The 17089-nt window shown below is 47.1% G+C and carries 18 protein-coding genes; 12 read left to right on the top strand and 6 right to left on the bottom strand.

The annotated features are described in order from the left end of the window. Position 1 precedes the first annotated feature (1 nt). From QT984_RS14030 to QT984_RS14015, 4 genes are all read left to right on the top strand, one after another. Positions 2 to 508, top strand: a complete 507-nt coding sequence (locus QT984_RS14030) for a hypothetical protein (RefSeq protein WP_333056021.1) — start codon at positions 2 to 4, stop codon at positions 506 to 508. Positions 509 to 710: 202 nt separating this feature from the next. Beyond that, a complete protein-coding gene (locus QT984_RS14025) occupies positions 711 to 854 on the top strand; it encodes a hypothetical protein (protein WP_333272794.1) in 144 nt (47 codons plus the stop codon). A gap of 82 nt (positions 855 to 936) precedes the next feature. Further along, complete coding sequence (locus QT984_RS14020; RefSeq protein ID WP_333056020.1) at positions 937 to 1563, top strand: DUF3038 domain-containing protein; 627 nt, start codon at positions 937 to 939, stop codon at positions 1561 to 1563. Between the two features lie 3 nt (positions 1564 to 1566). After that, on the top strand, positions 1567 to 2739 hold the full coding sequence (locus QT984_RS14015; protein ID WP_333056019.1) for a DUF4335 domain-containing protein: 1173 nt from the start codon (positions 1567 to 1569) through the stop codon (positions 2737 to 2739). Positions 2740 to 3042: 303 nt separating this feature from the next. Here QT984_RS14015 and QT984_RS14010 read toward each other — a convergent pair whose 3' ends face one another. Further along, positions 3043 to 5052, bottom strand: a complete 2010-nt coding sequence (locus tag QT984_RS14010; protein WP_333374225.1) for an abortive infection protein — start codon at positions 5050 to 5052, stop codon at positions 3043 to 3045. Positions 5053 to 5126: 74 nt separating this feature from the next. Further along, a complete protein-coding gene (locus tag QT984_RS14005) occupies positions 5127 to 5798 on the bottom strand; it encodes a hypothetical protein (protein WP_333056017.1) in 672 nt (223 codons plus the stop codon). Positions 5799 to 6037: 239 nt separating this feature from the next. On the opposite strand from QT984_RS14005, the gene QT984_RS14000 reads away from it, so the two are divergent. Continuing rightward, the gene (locus QT984_RS14000) at positions 6038 to 6973 is read left to right on the top strand and encodes an OmpA family protein (protein ID WP_333056016.1); all 936 of its coding nucleotides are present in this window, start codon (positions 6038 to 6040) and stop codon (positions 6971 to 6973) included. Between the two features lie 538 nt (positions 6974 to 7511). Here the strand turns inward: QT984_RS14000 and QT984_RS13995 are convergent. After that, positions 7512 to 8621, bottom strand: coding sequence for an AI-2E family transporter (locus tag QT984_RS13995; protein WP_333056015.1), 1110 nt, complete (start codon positions 8619 to 8621; stop codon positions 7512 to 7514). Positions 8622 to 8717: 96 nt separating this feature from the next. On the opposite strand from QT984_RS13995, the gene QT984_RS13990 reads away from it, so the two are divergent. From QT984_RS13990 to QT984_RS13980, 3 genes are read left to right on the top strand one after another with little or no spacing between them, the layout of a single operon-like run. Next, positions 8718 to 9107 (top strand): type II toxin-antitoxin system RelE/ParE family toxin, encoded by a 390-nt coding sequence (locus QT984_RS13990; protein WP_333056014.1) that lies wholly within the window; start codon positions 8718 to 8720, stop codon positions 9105 to 9107. Next, a complete protein-coding gene (locus tag QT984_RS13985; RefSeq protein WP_333233448.1) occupies positions 9100 to 9429 on the top strand; it encodes a helix-turn-helix transcriptional regulator in 330 nt (109 codons plus the stop codon). The genes QT984_RS13990 and QT984_RS13985 overlap by 8 nt, the downstream gene beginning before the upstream one ends. 33 nt (positions 9430 to 9462) lie before the next feature. Then, positions 9463 to 10419, top strand: coding sequence for an alpha/beta hydrolase (locus QT984_RS13980; RefSeq protein ID WP_333056012.1), 957 nt, complete (start codon positions 9463 to 9465; stop codon positions 10417 to 10419). A gap of 113 nt (positions 10420 to 10532) precedes the next feature. Here QT984_RS13980 and QT984_RS13975 read toward each other — a convergent pair whose 3' ends face one another. Further along, positions 10533 to 10760: a hypothetical protein gene (locus QT984_RS13975; protein ID WP_333210616.1), complete on the bottom strand. Its 228-nt coding sequence runs from the start codon at positions 10758 to 10760 to the stop codon at positions 10533 to 10535. A 111-nt stretch (positions 10761 to 10871) separates the two neighbouring features. Here QT984_RS13975 and QT984_RS13970 point away from each other — a divergent pair, with 111 nt between their 5' ends. After that, complete coding sequence (locus tag QT984_RS13970; protein WP_333056010.1) at positions 10872 to 11063, top strand: DUF433 domain-containing protein; 192 nt, start codon at positions 10872 to 10874, stop codon at positions 11061 to 11063. A gap of 50 nt (positions 11064 to 11113) precedes the next feature. Here QT984_RS13970 and cysS read toward each other — a convergent pair whose 3' ends face one another. Together cysS and QT984_RS13960 are read right to left on the bottom strand one after the other, a co-directional pair. After that, positions 11114 to 12670 (bottom strand): cysteine--tRNA ligase, encoded by a 1557-nt coding sequence (gene cysS / locus QT984_RS13965; RefSeq protein WP_333233446.1) that lies wholly within the window; start codon positions 12668 to 12670, stop codon positions 11114 to 11116. A 101-nt stretch (positions 12671 to 12771) separates the two neighbouring features. Further along, entirely contained in the window at positions 12772 to 12894 is a 123-nt protein-coding gene (locus QT984_RS13960; RefSeq protein ID WP_333056008.1) for a hypothetical protein, read from the bottom strand. 203 nt (positions 12895 to 13097) lie between these two features. On the opposite strand from QT984_RS13960, the gene QT984_RS13955 reads away from it, so the two are divergent. The 3 genes from QT984_RS13955 (at position 13098) to QT984_RS13945 (ending at position 17048) form a co-directional block, all read left to right on the top strand. Then, the gene (locus QT984_RS13955; protein ID WP_333056007.1) at positions 13098 to 13361 is read left to right on the top strand and encodes a hypothetical protein; all 264 of its coding nucleotides are present in this window, start codon (positions 13098 to 13100) and stop codon (positions 13359 to 13361) included. Between the two features lie 98 nt (positions 13362 to 13459). Beyond that, positions 13460 to 14824, top strand: coding sequence for a DUF4912 domain-containing protein (locus QT984_RS13950; RefSeq protein ID WP_333056006.1), 1365 nt, complete (start codon positions 13460 to 13462; stop codon positions 14822 to 14824). A gap of 907 nt (positions 14825 to 15731) precedes the next feature. Then, positions 15732 to 17048 (top strand): ABC transporter substrate-binding protein, encoded by a 1317-nt coding sequence (locus tag QT984_RS13945; RefSeq protein ID WP_333056005.1) that lies wholly within the window; start codon positions 15732 to 15734, stop codon positions 17046 to 17048. Positions 17049 to 17089: the final 41 nt, after the last annotated feature.

The following is a 17089-nucleotide window of genomic DNA, read 5'->3' as shown; positions in this document are numbered from 1 at the left end:
GATGATGAATCATTTAAGCCTCAAATCCCTGGCATTTTACGGGATTGCGATCGGCTCAGTTTCACTGCTGTTTAAAGTAGTAACTGCTTACGGGGAAGCAAATTTAAAGGCGGCCCCGGCAATTGCGGGAACTTATCGCTTCGATCCTAAAAGTTTGCCCGAATGTCTGAATTCTGATGTTTTGGTATTGACAATCGAGCAATCGGGTGTTTATTTGAGCGGTAATTTGCGATCGGGCAGCAGGGAGGGCAGGGAAAAAACAGCCCAAGAGAAACCTTCTCTATTTGGTAGGTGGGAAACTCAAGGATTGAACTTGTCGGGTGCGGTTCCTAATTTAGCGGGTTGCAGGGACTCCACAGCAACCGGTCAAAACAGTTCTGTTAAAATGCGCGGAATTGTGGAGCAAGAAAGCCTCAAGGGAAAAATTAGTCTAACTGATAAGACGGCGGCTACTGATTTTACTGCTCAAAGAGAAGCGGCGGTGCAACCCCAGAAGCAGGAAGATTGATCGATCCCAATAGAGAATAAGAAAGGGGAAATGGGTAATTCTTGGTCGCTTTCCGACAGAAAGCATCCAGGATACCCGCCACGTAATTCATCCGTCCAGAAATAAAAAACCTGTATCCGATAAAGGAACCCCAGAATTTATCCGTGGGATCAATGCTTCAATTCTAAAATCTAAAATCTAAAATCTAAAATCGCGCAATCGATTGACTCTCCCCTTCTCCCCCCTCAAGAAGCAAGGAATCACAAAGCGGCGGGGTGGGGGAGTGGGCGATCGAACTCCGGCCGCCGGAGCTCGCCCGCGACGGTCGGTTGCTGCTAAATTAGAAAATATACCTAAAAGTCAATGATAAAAATAAAGTATCCCAGAGAAGTTCTTGGTTGAGAATTTGTCTTGCTCAAGACCCCCCGTGCCCGTATAGTTTGTTTGGAATGGATGTTGCCGTGATATTAATGCCGTCAGAAACTTCGCTTACCCAGTCAAACCCGTTGATTTTAGACAGTTTGCCAGACTTGTCGCCCTCCGATGGGGGATGTCCCCGCCGAGCCAGATTGCAAATTGACTTGATGTTGCTGGCGATCGAAGCCTTGTATCTCGGAGGTGCAGAAGAAATGCTGGCTGTGTCAAGGGACCTGGAATTGGAATCAATTATCAAAAATCGGGTTGCTCTTTGGCTGATGCGTAATACTAACCCGCTGAGACGCTACACCCAGCGCCGCTCCCTTACGATGGTGGAGGCAAAAGCGCTGGTGGCGATCGCCTGTAATATGGCGCGCAAGTTAACCGCCACAATTCGGCAGTTGCTGCTAGACTCCCAGCAGTTGCGATCGAAAAATATCCCCCTCAACCAGAACCAGTCGCTGGCGGAGTATTTAGAACGCTTTCGAGCTCACTTTCGATCGCGCATGAACCCCAAGCGATCGCTAGTTGCAGCTTACGATTCCGACGACAAGCTCAACGAACTAGCTTTGAACTTGTTGAGCAAACTGCTATTTTGTACAGGCACAGCCGGAATGCAGCGCTTCTGGGTTAGCCTGTTTGATGGAGAAGTTGAATAAAAAATGACTATTAGGCGTCAGTACAGTCTGCCAAATTGCACCCTGGTTCTAGAAGGGTTGAGCGATGGATCGGCAGCCAGCCAGTTAGATTTACGGCCGGTGCTTTCAATATTAATGAGCGCTGAATGCTATGTTACAGGTCTTGGCGAGCCTTTAAGCGGGGGACGGGAGTTTTTTGAAAGCTTGGTGAGGGCCGTCAGCAGCTACGCTCAAGAATTTATGAGCGGAGTGCATTATCCCGATCGCTACGGCCCGAATGTGGGTATGGTGCAGTTGCACAGAATTGACGGGAATTTGCACCGATTGACCGTTCTACCCGCCTCCACAGGCAGCGCCACCCAAATCGATCAAAAAACAGAACTGTCGGCAAAAGTGGATTTGACGACGGTACAGCTATTTGACTTGGTAGAGGCGATCGATCAGTTTTTTGCCGACACGCAGACACTGCCGGAATTGTCGCTGCAATTAACCCCAATTTCCAAGCGTTACGTCAAGTCGGCCGAACCTTTGGCGAAGCGGACTTTACCTGCTGTCGTGGGGGTGTCGAGTTTGGCTTTGGCTGCGATGGCGTTTTTCTTGGTGCCGATACCGGAAGTCCAGCGGCCGAGAGATCCGGTGCCGCAGCCCAATCCTGCAGGCCAGAATCAGGGGACGCCGAATCCGGGCGGATCGGGTTCGCCTAATCCCAATCCCACGCCCCCTGCTGACGGTTTGCTGCCTGGGACTCAAACTCCGAACGCTGAATCGCTTTCGCCGACTCCGATCCCCGCGCCGCAGCCGGACGCTTCACCGTTGGCCACACCGCAGTCGAGCACTTCGCCGGAAAGCACGCCCACTCCTGTTGCGGAAGGTTTGGCAAGCCCAGATGTGGCAGCGGTGCCAATTACAGATCCAGGGGAAATTGACCTGTTGAGGGGCAAACTTTCCCAGCAAATTGACGGAGTTGTGAAGGATAAGCCTCCGGTTGATGCGGAGTTGGTTTATCGGGTGAGTGTGGCCCCAGACGGGGCGATTGTCGGTTACAAGCCGGAAAATTCGGCAGCAGTCGATCGATCAGAAACGCCGTTGTCTGAGTTGCTTTACCAACCGGTTGGCACCAGGACACCTGCGGAACCGCTGGCTGATTTCCGCGTAGTTTTGGCACCAGACGGCACTGTTCAAGTCACTCCTTGGTAATGGTTAACTGTTGACTGTTGACTGTTAACGGTTGACTGTTGACTGTTAACGGTTGACTGTTGACTGATACCAAATCCCGCTTAAATGCTGCCTCATACCATGTCCGATCGATCGCGCATAATACAATTGCCGGGGCGGGTTTTTGAGATTGTCGGTTTTTAGCAAATATTGTTGGTGAACCCGCCCCTACAGGAATCAGGGTAATTGACCGGACATGATATCAATCTCTTAGTCTGGGGAGGCAGACTTGGTTTTTCTAGTAGCGATTTAAATCGCCGAATCATCTACAAACCGATTGCTGATTCAAAACCCTGTTGGTGCGATCGGCTTAATGTCTGGGTCAAATCCTCCAACTTGATTGGTGCGAATTATCCACAAAAAAGCTCCTTGTTTTAATAAAACTTTGGCTATTTCATCTTGGGTTCGCCTCGGCAGCATTGTTCGGTAACTAATAGCAGTTTTTATCAGGGTTGCTATACCTGCAAAAAAGGTTTTTTTCAGTTCCGCATCAATCCCCGCCAATGTCGAATTTTTCCGCCAATCTGGACGAACAATTCCGAGGGGCATTAATACTTTTTCTAAACTCTCTCCTAAAGCTACTAATTGGTGAAACCTTTTGCTTTGTGCGTCGGTGGGATGTGTTTTTAACCAGTCTTGAATCTGAGGATTTGACTCTATTTCGGAAGTGATTTTTTTAATTGTGGCGTAAATTGCCTGACTTGAATCTTGGACGCAAGAAGTTGCTGGCGTGACTAAACTTGCGCCGGTGCCGTCTCCGCTGCGGTAGCGGGCCATCATGATATCTAGTTGCTGGTTTAATTCGGTTAAAGGTGACAAGGTGATGCCGTCAAAATCGTAGTCGCAACACACGCAGTCTAATTTACAGATGATATCGCAAACCGGGCGATCGCCCAACCAGCCGCGCTGCAAGTCTCCCATGTAGCTTTGCCATTTGCTGGAACCGGCAACAATTCCGTCGGGATTGTGGGCGTAAACTTGTTTGTATTCTATGTCAAAACGCAGTTCGCTGGTAAAGCGATCGCGCACTACTTTTGCTACTCCGAAAGCAAAATGTCCGGTGACAATTCCCAGGGGTTGCCGTTCGCCTTTTTTGCCGCCGATACCCCCGAAACTGTGAATCACTATCCCGATATCTCCTTCTTGCCAAGGAGAGATTGAAGCGTTTTCTTTAGCGTCATTTGGGGTTAACAATACTATTTTTGCTTGCCCTTTTTGGGCTGGTGTATTTTCCCAATTTTGGCTGCTTAAATAATCGATAGATTTTTTTAGTCCGAAATGTGTTTCATCTGGGATTAATTGGGCAATTTTGCGGGGTTCGATTGCCTGTACTACAAATATACTGTCTTCGTCTCTTTCGCCGTAAATGTACCAGCCTTCTGGATTTAAGGGCGATTGTTCGATTAGGTGATTGGTAGACCTCGCTACGCCATTTTTGTCTGGCTGTACTTGTGGAATCCGAATGATTTCGGCGGCGCCGTCAAATTGTTGAGATGTTTTGTTGAAATGCCGGACAATAAATTTGTCGCTGTCGCGTTCTTTTCGCTGTAAAATAGAGACTAAGGCGCAGAAACGTCCGATAATTTGTACTGGTTCGCGATCGATCGTGAGTTCCTGGCGATCGCTGCTGCTATAATGAATCGCAATCACCGGCCTCCGCAGCATCACAGTCACGCTGTCTTCAAGTCTGCTGCCTGCTAGAGTTTCTAAAGGCCCGACATTTCGCCAGCCGTTTAATCTATCTGGATGGATGTTGCCAGATTTTTGACTTTTTTGAGTTTCTTGTGTGAAGTTTATATCTTGACTGACTGCGTGGACAAAAAACTGTACTTCGCGATTTGTACTCCATTTCAAAAATGCTGTTTTGCCAATAAAGTTTTTATATTTTTTGGGTGCATTTATTACTTCAAAAAACACTGTGCCGTAGGGCAGCCGCTGTTCGTTTGATGGCAAAATTAAGCGCCCGTGCCAAAGAGCGATCGGCTTGTAGAGATAGGCAACTGCTGCTGATTTTTCGCAGATTATCTCCGGCTCAATCGCTCTTGAAATATCGCTTTTGCCTCCAAAAATAGTAGCAGTTAAATTGCCGTCACTTTCTACGAATCTGGGTTCTAAAAAAACCTTTTCAGGTTCGGAAATATGAGCGGTTGAATTGCCCGTCTTTCTGGTGAACGAGCGTATAAAAAAATGGCGGTTTCCCTCCAATTTCGCTTGCAACCAATTAAGAAAAATCCGAATAAAAATAAAAGCTGTTAGACCGGAAATAACAGCCAGAACTATCAGCCCCAGGGTCAAAATGAATTGGTTAAAAGACTGACCTGACACTAGAAAAATTGTGGGCCATATCCAAGAAAATGCCGCCATAATATCTAAAAACGAGTTTTAGGTTCGATCCAGTCTGTGCTGGCTTGACTGCCGAAAACTAGGGGTTTGTCCTCGGTGACTGCTACTGTTTGCCCTGTCATATCCACTGCACAAAGAGGCCAAGATCGATCGCCCAAATTGCCTGCGCGGAACAGAACTTTTCCGGGACAAACTTGACTCCAACCCAACAATACAGCATGAGTGTAAAGACTGCGAGCAGGAGCAACGGTATAAGTGTAATTATCATTTTTGTCCCAAATGACACCGTAGTCGGACATATCGGAAGAGTTGAAAAGTGCTTCAAATTCGCGGGCGAGAATGCGGGAACCGTCTTGATTCCAAGAAACAGGCACTAAAATGGCGATCGTCCCGGACATATCTGTATCATCGCTAGCATACATCCCACTTTCGGCCAGTGGCGAAGCAGCCGCCACTGTTTGCAGTTCGCCGGTTTTGAGATTTTCCACAAACATGACGCTGCTAACCCGACATCGGGAGAATTCCGGCTGTACTTGCAACTCAATTCGACTGTAAGCTGCGTATTGGCCGTTAGTTGATACTAGAGATGGACTGCGATAATAGCGGAGGCCTGTGCCTGCAGTGGAGCTCACTTTAGCATGAGTGGCACTAATCCACTCCCAAGGAACGGGATAAGGGCTATTTAAAGGGTCAGTCATCGGTTTTTTTTCCAAAAGTTTTACTGAATTATCCAACAGATTCAGGCTGGCACGCAACGGACTAGAAACCAGGTTTCTAGTCCGTTGCGTGCCACCAAACCACAGATTTATATAAACCGGGTTTCTTTTTTATATTTTAGATTGGAGGACAAATCTCAAATCTCAAATCTCAAATTTCAAATCGGATAGGTAAGATAGTATCGAAATTAATGTGGTCTGTACACGGAGAGGGATGAAATATGACGCGATCTTTTAACCAAAAACCTTCAATCCCCCCCACTCGCGTCTCCAAGTCGCGGGGAAAAGGTTTGCTTGTACTGTCGCTGATTTTTCGACTGCTGCTGCTGGGGGTGGGCAGCGGTTTTGCGTGGGTTTTGGGGATGGCGATCGCTCAAATTTATCCGTCAGGGGCGACGGAAATGCCGATCGCAGAGAGATTGCTGCGTGTAACTCAAAATTTGACCTCCAGCCCGAAACGCGCCCCAGCAACGCCAATTCCGGCACTCCCGCCACCAACCGCTACACCGACTCCCCAGTCAACAGTCAGTCCTGCCCAGAGAGAGAAATTGCAGTCGGATTTGAGACAGTTGCAGGGCGAACTCAACGCGCTGATTGGTCGCACTGCCGCTTTGGAGAGTCAGTTGGGCAGCAGCCGCCCGACGGAAACTTTGGAAAAGCGTTTGCAGTTGATGTCGCGGGAATTGGCGGGGCCGGAAACGGCGGCAACTCCTGTTCCGCCTTTACCGGCGATCGGCAGCAGCCCCAGTCTGAACCCTGAAACGGTGAATACTGCCCCACAGAATGCCAATAATCCGGTGTTTGGGGGAGATGGGCTGATGGTGACTCTGCCCAGCGATGTTTTGTTTGATACTGGCAGCATTTCTTTGCGCGCGGGCACAAGTGCGATTTTGGACAATTTGGTGGCGGAGTTGGGCAATCACGAGGGGGCAACTGTGCGGGTTGCGGGCCACACTGACGACGCGGGGGAAGCGGCGGATAATCGCAATGTGTCGTTTGCCCGGGCTCAGGCTGTGGTGCAGTATTTGTCTGGTGTGCTCGGTCAGAAGTATCATTGGGTGGCGATCGGCTATGGGGAAAGTCGCCCTTCGGTAGACAATAGTTCTGATACTAATCGGCAGCGCAACCGCCGCATTGAGGTGGCAATTAGTCCTTAGTTTTTAGTCATCAGTCATCAGTTATCAGTCGGCAGACTTGTAGATACTGTTGAAGTGTTAATGGTAGCGATCGAATAATTGGAGTCAATCGATTTTAGATTTTAGATTTTAGATTTTAGATTGACTTGCGCGAGATAAATGCGGGGGCAATAAGTGATTTTCGATTTTCGATTTTGGATTGATTCCACGGATAAATAACGTGGCGGGTACCACATGAAGAAATTCGTGGTCATATCACATCCGGTTGAACCGGAATGATTTAATCGCAGAGGGCACAGAGGACGCGGAGGAAGAGAAGAGAGAGATGAATAATTCCGATGCCAACGGGTTTGATATCGAACGGCTTCTGGGATGTTAAAATTGCTGTTGTGAATTTAAGATCAAACCTGGCAACTACGGAATTATACCCAAGTACGAGTGTCCCCGCGATCGGTCACGTAAGCGCTGAACTCCGAAAATTATTATTCCGATGCCAACAGAAACGATATAAATTGTATGTTTCAATTCCCTACTCCCCTTCTCCTCTTCTCCCCTGCTGTCACGCCGAAGGTGTAAGAGGTGGCAAGTCAGAATTATTTTTAGCCCGATCTATTGCCTCTCGATGTTCGCTCCTAAGTTTCGGTTTTAAATACAAGTTCTCAATCAAAGCTGCCACTCCCGCAAACCAAGGCGGCACAATTACTGCCCCAATAATTCCTAATACTTGAACGCCTCCCAATACAGACAGCAATTGATATAAAGGATGCACACCAACCGAGGAACCAACCAGCAAAGGATCGAGTACGTAAGTTTCTAAATTCTGGATAATTACAAATAACAGTAATACCCACAAAAGTACCCAGCCACCTTTAGCTAATGCTACAATTAATGCTGGTACTGCTCCCAATACTGGGCCGATGAACGGAATCAAGTTTGTCACACCTGCGATCGCACCCAAGCCTAAAGCAAATTCCGGCATTCCCAAAATGCTTAAACCTGTGGTAATAAATATCCCTAAAATGCCCGAAACTAACACTCGCCCGCGAATATAGCTCCCCATTCTTTGACCAATTGGCGCCACTTGTGCGGCTAATCTTGTATCCCAAGGTTTTGGGAAAAATTGCACCAAACTTTTGATTAATGTGTCGCTGTCGGCAACCATGTAACCGGAAATAAATAATGCTAAAACTAAGCTGAAAAAACCGCCTAGAATGCCTCTGGTTAAACTGTACGATCGCAAAACCAGTTGTTGACTCGATCGAATCAGCCAATTAGTCAGCGATTGAGTGTCCACCAGACCCACCAAGGTTGGGGCGTCGTCGGTTAGGCGACTCAATAGATTAGTTGCCACAGTTCGCAAACTTTCGACATAAACTGGTAACTGCCGCAGCAGTAACTCTATTTGTTCGATGACTGTGGGCCCGATTAACACTACCGTCCCGCTAAATCCACCGATGAGAGTTAAATAAACCATAATCACCGCCAGCCAGCGGGGAACCCGCATCGTTTGGGCCCAATTAACGATCGGGACGATCGAAGCAGCCAGCACAACTGATATCATCAGAATTACTAGCAGGCTCCGCAATTGCCACAGCAGCACTAGCAGCAAGGACGATGCTACAATTAGCAGCAAGTTAGGTAAAGAAATGGTAATCCGCTGTTCTGACATGATTATTCTGACAAAATTGAGTAATGATATTGTTGTCGATCGTGTCACTCTCTATTTTATGATAAACGATATGATATAAATAATATAATTAAGATTATGAAGTCGCTCTTAAAACCCGTTGAATGGATCGGCAGTTCCCGTGACGACTTGCGCGACTTTCCTGAAGATGTTCAGCAAATTATGGGTTTTGCTTTGTACCGCGCTCAACTGGGTAAAAAGCATCCTGATGCTAAACCGCTTAAAGGATTTAAAGGTGCTGGCGTTCTAGAAATTGTTGAAAATTTTGATGGAGACACTTACCGAGCTGTATATACCGTAAAATTTGAAGGAATAGTCTATATTCTTCATGCTTTTCAAAAAAAATCAAAGCAGGGAATTGCTACCCCCAAGCAAGATATAGATTTGATTGAATCTCGACTTAAGCGTGCCAAAGAACACTACAAAAAATATTTAGAACAGCAAGAAGTGGAGGAACAAAATGACTGAAAAAATAAAAGTGCATTCCAGTAGTGGAAATGTTTTTGCTGATTTAGGGCTACCCAATCCAGAGGAATTACTGATTAAGGCAGAACTAGCTCATCAGATTAGTGAATTAATTTCGGAACGCCAACTAACCCAGAACCAAGCAGCAAAGCTATTAGGAATCGATCGACCTACACTCTCAGCATTGATGCGCGGTAAATTATTAGATTTCTCTACGGAACGCCTATTTCGTTTTCTCAACGCACTCGGCAGCAACGTAGAGATTAGGATTGCCCACTCGCCACCAAATGTTCAAGCTAAAACTCACATTGTCGTAGCATCATAAGTAAACAAACAAGTAAAAAATTAAAAGATTAATATGCAATCACCACCTTCAAATAAAGATTTGTCAACCATTTCATCTATAAAATCACCAACGCTGTTTTACGAATGGCAAAACTATCGCTGTGCTTATGATGTTTATAACCCAACTACTGCGACAGAAGATAGCATCCCTTTGTTATTAATTCACCCGATAGGAGTTGGTTTGTCAAGAATCTTTTGGCATAGATTTTGTGAGAGTTGGTACAAAGCAGGGAACAGTAATCCGATTTATAATCCCGACCTTTTGGGCTGCGGCGATTGCGAAATGCCGGCTGTGGCCTGCTATCCTGACGATTGGGCGGCACAGTTGCAGTATTTCTTGGAAACTGTAGTCAAAAAACCTGCGATCGTCCTCGTGCAAGGTGCTTTACTGTCTGTAGGCTTGGCTTTAGCAAAAAAGCAGCAGGAAAGCGGCTCAAATTTAATTCGCGGCTTAGTTCTCGCAGGGCCTCCAGCTTGGGCGGTGATGAACAAACATTCGACAGAAAGACAGCAAAGAATTGTCTGGAATTTGTTAAATTCTCCCCTGGGAAACGCTTTTTACCGCTACGCCAGACGCGCTGAGTTTTTGCGTTCTTTTTCTGTGAAACAACTGTTTGGCGATGCGGCACAAGTTGACAGCGAATGGTTGGATGCTTTGCAGGCTGGGGCGGCCAATCCTGACAGCCGTCACGCGGTTTTCTCGTTTTTAGCGGGGTTTTGGCGCCAGGATTATAGTAACACGATTCAAAAGTTCGATCGACCTGCACTCATTGTCATGGGAGAAAAAGCCTCAAGCATCAGTCAAGCGGGTAAGGAAGAGAAACCGGATGAAAGATTAGCGCAATATTTAGCTTATTTTCCCAATGGGGAAGGTTTATTAATGCCGGGGCGCAATGTTTTGCCCTATGAATCCACCGCAGAATTTGTCGCGGCTGTTGCCGAATTTGTGAACAAGTTAAATAAAACTTAAATCTATTTGTGGAGTTATTATCTAATAATAACTGATATCGTTTCCGGTTGCATCGGTATTGTTCAAATACTCAACAGTTAACAGTCAACAGTCAACAGTCAGAACCAGTTGTCTCATGCTTCCGGCTCGTCCAAAGACTGGCGTAATGTTGCAATAACATCCTCGGCTGACTGGTGTCGAAATTTGCCTGTACGGAAATCAGCTAAGGTTCGTTGGGCATCAGCAGCTATTTCCGCGCGGACACTCTCGCGGTGACGGTTTTGCAGGATTTTTATCAGCATTTCCTGCTGTTCGTAGGACAGTTGTAAAGCAGTTTCTAGCACTTGGTCGAGGGTATTCATAGAGCTAGGCTATTACCTCTAAGGTTGAACAAATTGCGAAGTTGAGTAAATTATATCGCTTATTCAAAGACTAGGCTACACTAAAAAAAATGTACTAAACTCGGTTTGGTCATGAGCGATCGCAAAATCATTACTATCGAACCAGGTAAACGCGGTGGAAAGCCTTGCATCAGGCGAATGCGAATTACCGTTTATGATGTGTTGGGTTGGCTGGCTGCGGGAATGTCTCACGCAGAGATTCTAGACGATTTTCCAGAGTTGACGGAGGAAGACATTAGAGCGTGTTTAGAATTCGGCGGTTGAAACCGCTTCTTGTCAAACAAAGTCTGCCTCCGCAGACTATGAATTTAGTTTCAACCACGATGCCAGATGGTTGTACCATCCTTTTGATCGATCAAAGTAATCCCATTATCCTTAAGCTCGTTGCGGATGCGATCGCCCTCAGCAAAATCCCTAGCTTTCCGAGCATCTTTCCGCTGCTGAATCATCACCTCAATCTCCCCATCACTCAAACCATCAACAGCATCATTGCTGTCACCTTCCGGCTGAACTTCTAAACCCAAAACCCCCGCCAAACTCACCAATGTCAGCCATTTTTGCTGCAACAAATCCGGCGCAGTTTCTGTTTTTCCCTGATGCACTAAAACATTGCCTTCTTTGGCCAATTCCTTAGCCAATTCAAACAAAATCGTCACAGCGCCGGGAGTATTGAAATCATTGTCCATCGCTGATTGGAATTCCTGCACAGCTTTGCTATCCTGTCCAGTTTTCTCAACGTCCCAATTCAGTTGAGAACCGTAGCGCAGCCCAAACAGCAAACCTTCATTGATGGTATTCCAGCCATTTCTAGCGCTAGCGATCGCCTCTTCGGTAAAATCAATTTGACTGCGATACTGCGCCATCAACACAAACAGCCTCACCGCCATCGGTTCCACCGCTTTTGCATTCTCGCTTTGATTCTTACTCCCATCCTGCGTAGGGGCGGTGCCCCCGTGCCCGCCCTGGGCTGCGGGGGGGTTAGATTCCAAATCGCCCGACCAATTCCCATCCAACAAATCGCGAATTGTAATAAAATTGTGCAAAGATTTCGACATCTTTTTGCCATTGACAGTCACAAAAGCATTGTGCATCCAATAATTAGCAAGCGACTTGCCAGTCGCGGCTTCAGATTGAGCAATTTCGTTTTCGTGGTGCGGGAAAGTTAAATCGGAACCGCCGCAGTGAATGTCAATTGTTTCGCCCAAGCAATCGCGCACCATCGCCGAACATTCGATGTGCCATCCGGGACGACCTTTTCCCCAAGACGACTCCCAAGCAGGTTCTCCCGGTTTAGCGCTTTTCCACAGGGCAAAATCAGAGGAATCTTGCTTTTTTTGAGCTTCTATTTCTGCGGTTTCCAATCTACCGCTAGCCCCTGCCTGCATTTCTTCCAACTTGCGGCCGGAAAGTTTTCCGTAATCGGCAAACTGCCTCACGTTGTAGTAAACGTCGCCGCCGTTCGCATAGGCATAACCTTTATTTTCTAATTCGTGAATCAGCCGTTTAATGCCGTCGATTGTATGGGTGGCGCGGGGATATTCATCGGCCCTGAGAATATTCAGTTTGTCCATATCTACGAAATATTCATCGATGAAGCGTTCCGCCACGGCTTCCATTCTGGAATTGGTTTCGCGGGCGCGATCGAGAATTTTGTCGTCAATATCTGTAAAATTCTGCACGTAGCGCACATCGTATCCCCGCCACATCAGATAGCGGCGCACCATGTCCCAAACAATGTAAGCGCGGGCGTGGCCGACGTGGCAGTAATCGTATACCGTAACGCCGCAGCAGTACATCCGCACCTTTCCTGGTTCGAGGGGCTCAAAAGGTGATTCGCGACGGGTCAAGCTGTTGTAAAGCGTTAGAGTCATTCGATTTTAGATTTTAGATTTTAGATTTTAGATTTTACAAGATTTACGCAGAAGCTCTATGTGTAGGGTGTGCAGTGCCCACCTTATCTGTATAGGTAGCGTCAAACCTTTTTTGGGTTCAGGAATGTTGGTTTGTAGTTGCGATCGCCCGTTAGCGAAGCTAGCACAAGAGTACCGCCCAACTGCCAGCCTACCAAATTTTGTACTAAATCTCCTCTATCCATAGTACCGCCCTGGCCGACTCAATCTCACATCTAATTTATGTCAGGAAATGTTGACAATTGTTTCCCTGACGATCCCCACAAGCGCTTAATTGTCAAGATTCCCTGACAAAGTGATCCCCAAAATCACGAAAATGCGTATAAGTACCCAGAATTAAAGGAAAAGACCCCTTGACCCGATCGCAAGTTGTCTGCAACATTGAGTCATGACAAAACGATCCCAAAGAAATGCTTCGATTAAGCAGCACTGGGAGTCGAATAGCGCGTGTGCTGCCAGCACAGCGTTGCTAGCAGCACCGATCGCACTCACAAAATCGATCTTGTCAATCAAGAATCGACAGATAAAGCTTTATTTAGATCGAACGGTGCGCGCAGAAGCCAATAAGTCCAAACCCTCGATCGCATGGGGGAAAAGACAAGCTAAAAACAAGCAAGGCTTCAAAGGTTGGAGAGATTTGGAAGCTCGATAATATGTAGATTTAAAAGAGTTTCTAACTCAAAAAGTCAACACATTTGTGTTGGAAGAAAAAATCTAACCCGCCATCCTAAATTAGTGGAGAACCAACTCATGGCAAAAGAACGCCCACCATTAGAAGAGATGACTTTGCGACAACTCCGCAGAGTTGCTAGCGAATGTGGAGTCTCTCGCTACAGCCGGATGCGGAAATCGCAACTCCTGGCATCAATTCAAGAAATTCAGCGCACCAAATTTTCCTACAGCCCATCTCGCAAACTAGAGGCACAAGAAGCAGTGGAAGCAGCAAAGTTTGAACTCGGTCAAGAAGATAGAACAGGCGGTTCTTTGTCGTCTGTAGATGAAGGTTTAGCAGATTTGCCCAACGGCTACGGCGAAAGCCGGGTGGTTTTAATGCCCCGCGACCCAGAATGGGCCTACACTTACTGGGACATTCCCAACGATCGCAAAGAAGAATTGCGTCGCCAAGGAGGACAGCAACTCGCCCTGCGGATCTACGACGTTACAGATGTTAACCTCGACACTCAAAGCCCGCACAGCATTCAAGAATATCCCTGCGACGAACTGGCGCGGGAATGGTACGTGCCAATCCCCGTGAGCGATCGGGACTACGCGATCGACATCGGCTACCGCTGTGCAGATGGTCGGTGGCTGGTATTAGCTCGATCGGCTGAAGTCCGCGTTCCTCCCGTCTATCCCAGCGACTGGATTGAAGATCAATTCATCACCCTCGACTGGGAAGAAGAATTGCAGGGCAAAACCTTCGCCGAACTGGTTCCTCCGGCCAAGAAACTCGCAAAAGCAGTCAATGGCGGTGGTTACAGCACCAGCAACGCCATCTACGAACAAATCTTCGGCATGGCAGAATCTGCCGAATCCCTGCGCGTAGCGGGTTCTGTCTTCGGTTCCATGCAGCACGTCGCCGGTTCCGTCCAGCAAGTCGGCATCCACGAACAAGCTCTCAGTTCCTACGTGTTCCCCTCCGGCGTCGGAATGTGGGCGGCTCCCACCATGTCCGGCCTCACCGCGTCGGGTGTCGGTATGTCCGGCCTCACCGCGTCGGGTGTCGGTATGTCCGGCCTCACCATGTCGGGTGTCGGTATGTCCGGTCTCACCATGTCAGGTTTCGGTATGTCCGGTGTCGGTATGTCGGGAGTTGGCTTCGCCGCCCCGATGCGCCCCCGCCAGTTCTGGTTAGTTGCTGATGCCGAACTGATTGTCTACGGCGCCACCGAGCCTGACGCTACCGTCTACGTAGGCGGACAGCCGATTAAACTCAATCCTGACGGCACTTTCCGCTTCCAGATGTCTTTCCAAGACGGCTTAATCGACTATCCGATTTTTGCAGTAGCAGCAGACGGCGAACAAAACCGCGCCATCCACTTGAAATTCAACCGCGAAACCCCAGAACGGCGCACCAATACCAAGCAGGATGCTGTTGTGGAATGGTTGGGCTAATCGCTCGCGGTCGATCGAGCAACGGGCGATCGTGCAGGTTTGTGCCAATTTTTTAACCATCACAAGGCATAGCCTCAGCCGATCGTAATTTGTTAAGGTTAATCCCAGACAACAACCCATAACACCCCCTATACACCGTTCTCCTGTTTTGAGGAGCGGTGTTTTTTGTATGTAGGATCGCGAATTAAATAACTTACAATTTTAATTGTTATTGTGGGATGGGCGGGACGCCCATCCCACTTTCAAAAGTGGAAGTTATTTAATTCTCATTCCTTAGTTTGTATTTAGGATTTACTCAGAAACCGGGTTTTTATTGGAGAATAGATCGTCGATCAGGCGATCGACAAAAGTTATACCAATGCTTAAAAGTAGGGATAAATATAGATTGGATGCGAGCATCTGTAGGGACTTAGGCTGGGTGTAAGTCCCTACTTTGTTTCATCTGAGATATTGCACAATTCTCAATTACTTGTTTAGGAACAGGCTTTTCGGCCTGTTCCACAAGAGATGAATTTCATTGTGGAACAGGCCGAAAAGCCTGTTCTTGACAATGGTGCAAGATGTGAGTTTCATCCGATTGACAACTGCTATAGCAATCCTAAATGAGTCGTCAACTTTTTACCCCACCCCAACCCTCCCCTTACCAAGGGGAGGGAGTAAGAAATTCACAAATGATTTAGGATTGCTATATATTAGACAATTTTCTCAATATCTCTCTATAGATAGATGTCTACTCAACTCCCCTTCCACCTACTTAAATCAAAATGTGTACTCTTCACTCAAGCATTATTAAGTAAGCTAAAGTTTACTTAAACTTTTATTGCACAAACTGGCTAAATCCAGCGAAACAAAAGAAAGCGAGTTATGAGAGAAATAAGGCGATCGCACCGCCATTCCTCAAAAGCAAATGCAAAAAATAAATTCCCTGCTGCAACGAAGCCAGAAGCGTCCCCGTCTTTTAGCCTTATTCGCTGTCACATTAGCCGCCGTCTTACTTTTATTTATTCTGCCGGCACTGACTCAACAGCCAGTCGTGCTCACCATGTTAATGCAAGGTCAAGACCTTGTTAACTGGAAACCCTTTGTCAAAGAATTTGAACAGAAAAACCCCGACATTCGCATCAACCTCATAGAAGGGCCTTTTGACAGCAACCTCATAGAAAATCTTTACACATCTGCCTTTCTTTTAGGCGAATCGCCCTACGACATCATCAACATGGATATTGTCTGGGTTCCCAAATTTGCAGCCGCAGGTTGGGTAAGCGATTTGACAGACAGAATTCCCCCCGAACAACTATCAAAATTTATCCAAGGAAACGTCGAAGGCGGGCGGTATCGGGGCAAACTTTACCGAATTCCCCACGCTTCCGATGCCGGAATGCTTTATTACCGCAAAGACATTTTAGAACAAGCGAAAATTCCAGCCCCGAAAACCTTTGAAGAGATGGTAAAAATCTCTCAAAACTTGCAAAAACAGGGAAAAGCAACTTGGGGTTATCTGTGGCAAGGTAAACAATACGAGGGAGTATCTGCGATGTTTGTCGAAGTGCTCTCCGGTTTTGGTGGCTTCTGGGCAAACCCGCAAACTTTTGAAGTTGGGTTAGATAAACCAGAAGCAATTAAAGCAGTGGAATTTCTCAAAAATACGATCGCCTCTGGCATTTCTCCTCCCGGTGTCACCACCTACGGAGAAGAAGAAACCCGGCTTTTGTTTCAAAACGGCCAAGCGCTGTTTTTGCGAAACTGGCCCTATGTTTGGAAGCTGGCAAATGCCGAAGGATCGAATGTTAGAGGTAAAATTGCGATCGAGCCAATGCTCAGCAGTATCGGTCAAACAGGCGGTTCCTGCTTGGGCGGCTGGGGCTGGGGAATTGCCAAAACCTCAAAACATCCAGAACAAGCGTGGAAAGCAATTCAGTATCTTACCAGCGAGGAAACCCAGCGCAAATTTATTTTACAAACCGGTTTAGTTCCCAGTTACAAATCCCTATTTACCAACAAAGAAATAGTCGCCAAATATCCCCACTACCCGCAACTGCTAAAAGTAGTGGAACGATCATCTTTGCGCCCGCCCCTGGCACAATACGCTCAAGCTTCTGATATTTTGCAGCGCTATTTGAGTTCAGCTTTTACCGGGAGAATGAGTGCAGAACAAGCAATGAAAGCAGCAGCTAGCGAAACTCGTAATTTATTAGGCAGTTTGAAACAACCCCAAGCTTCGTAAATTTGACATCTTGCCTCTGTTAGAAACAGGCAAGATGCCTG

It is taken from the genome of Microcoleus sp. Z1_B2 (assembly GCF_036700325.1).
GTDB lineage: Bacteria > Cyanobacteriota > Cyanobacteriia > Cyanobacteriales > Microcoleaceae > Microcoleus.
Note: the sequence above shows the minus strand (reverse complement) of the source record. Positions and strands in the feature narration are given on the sequence as shown.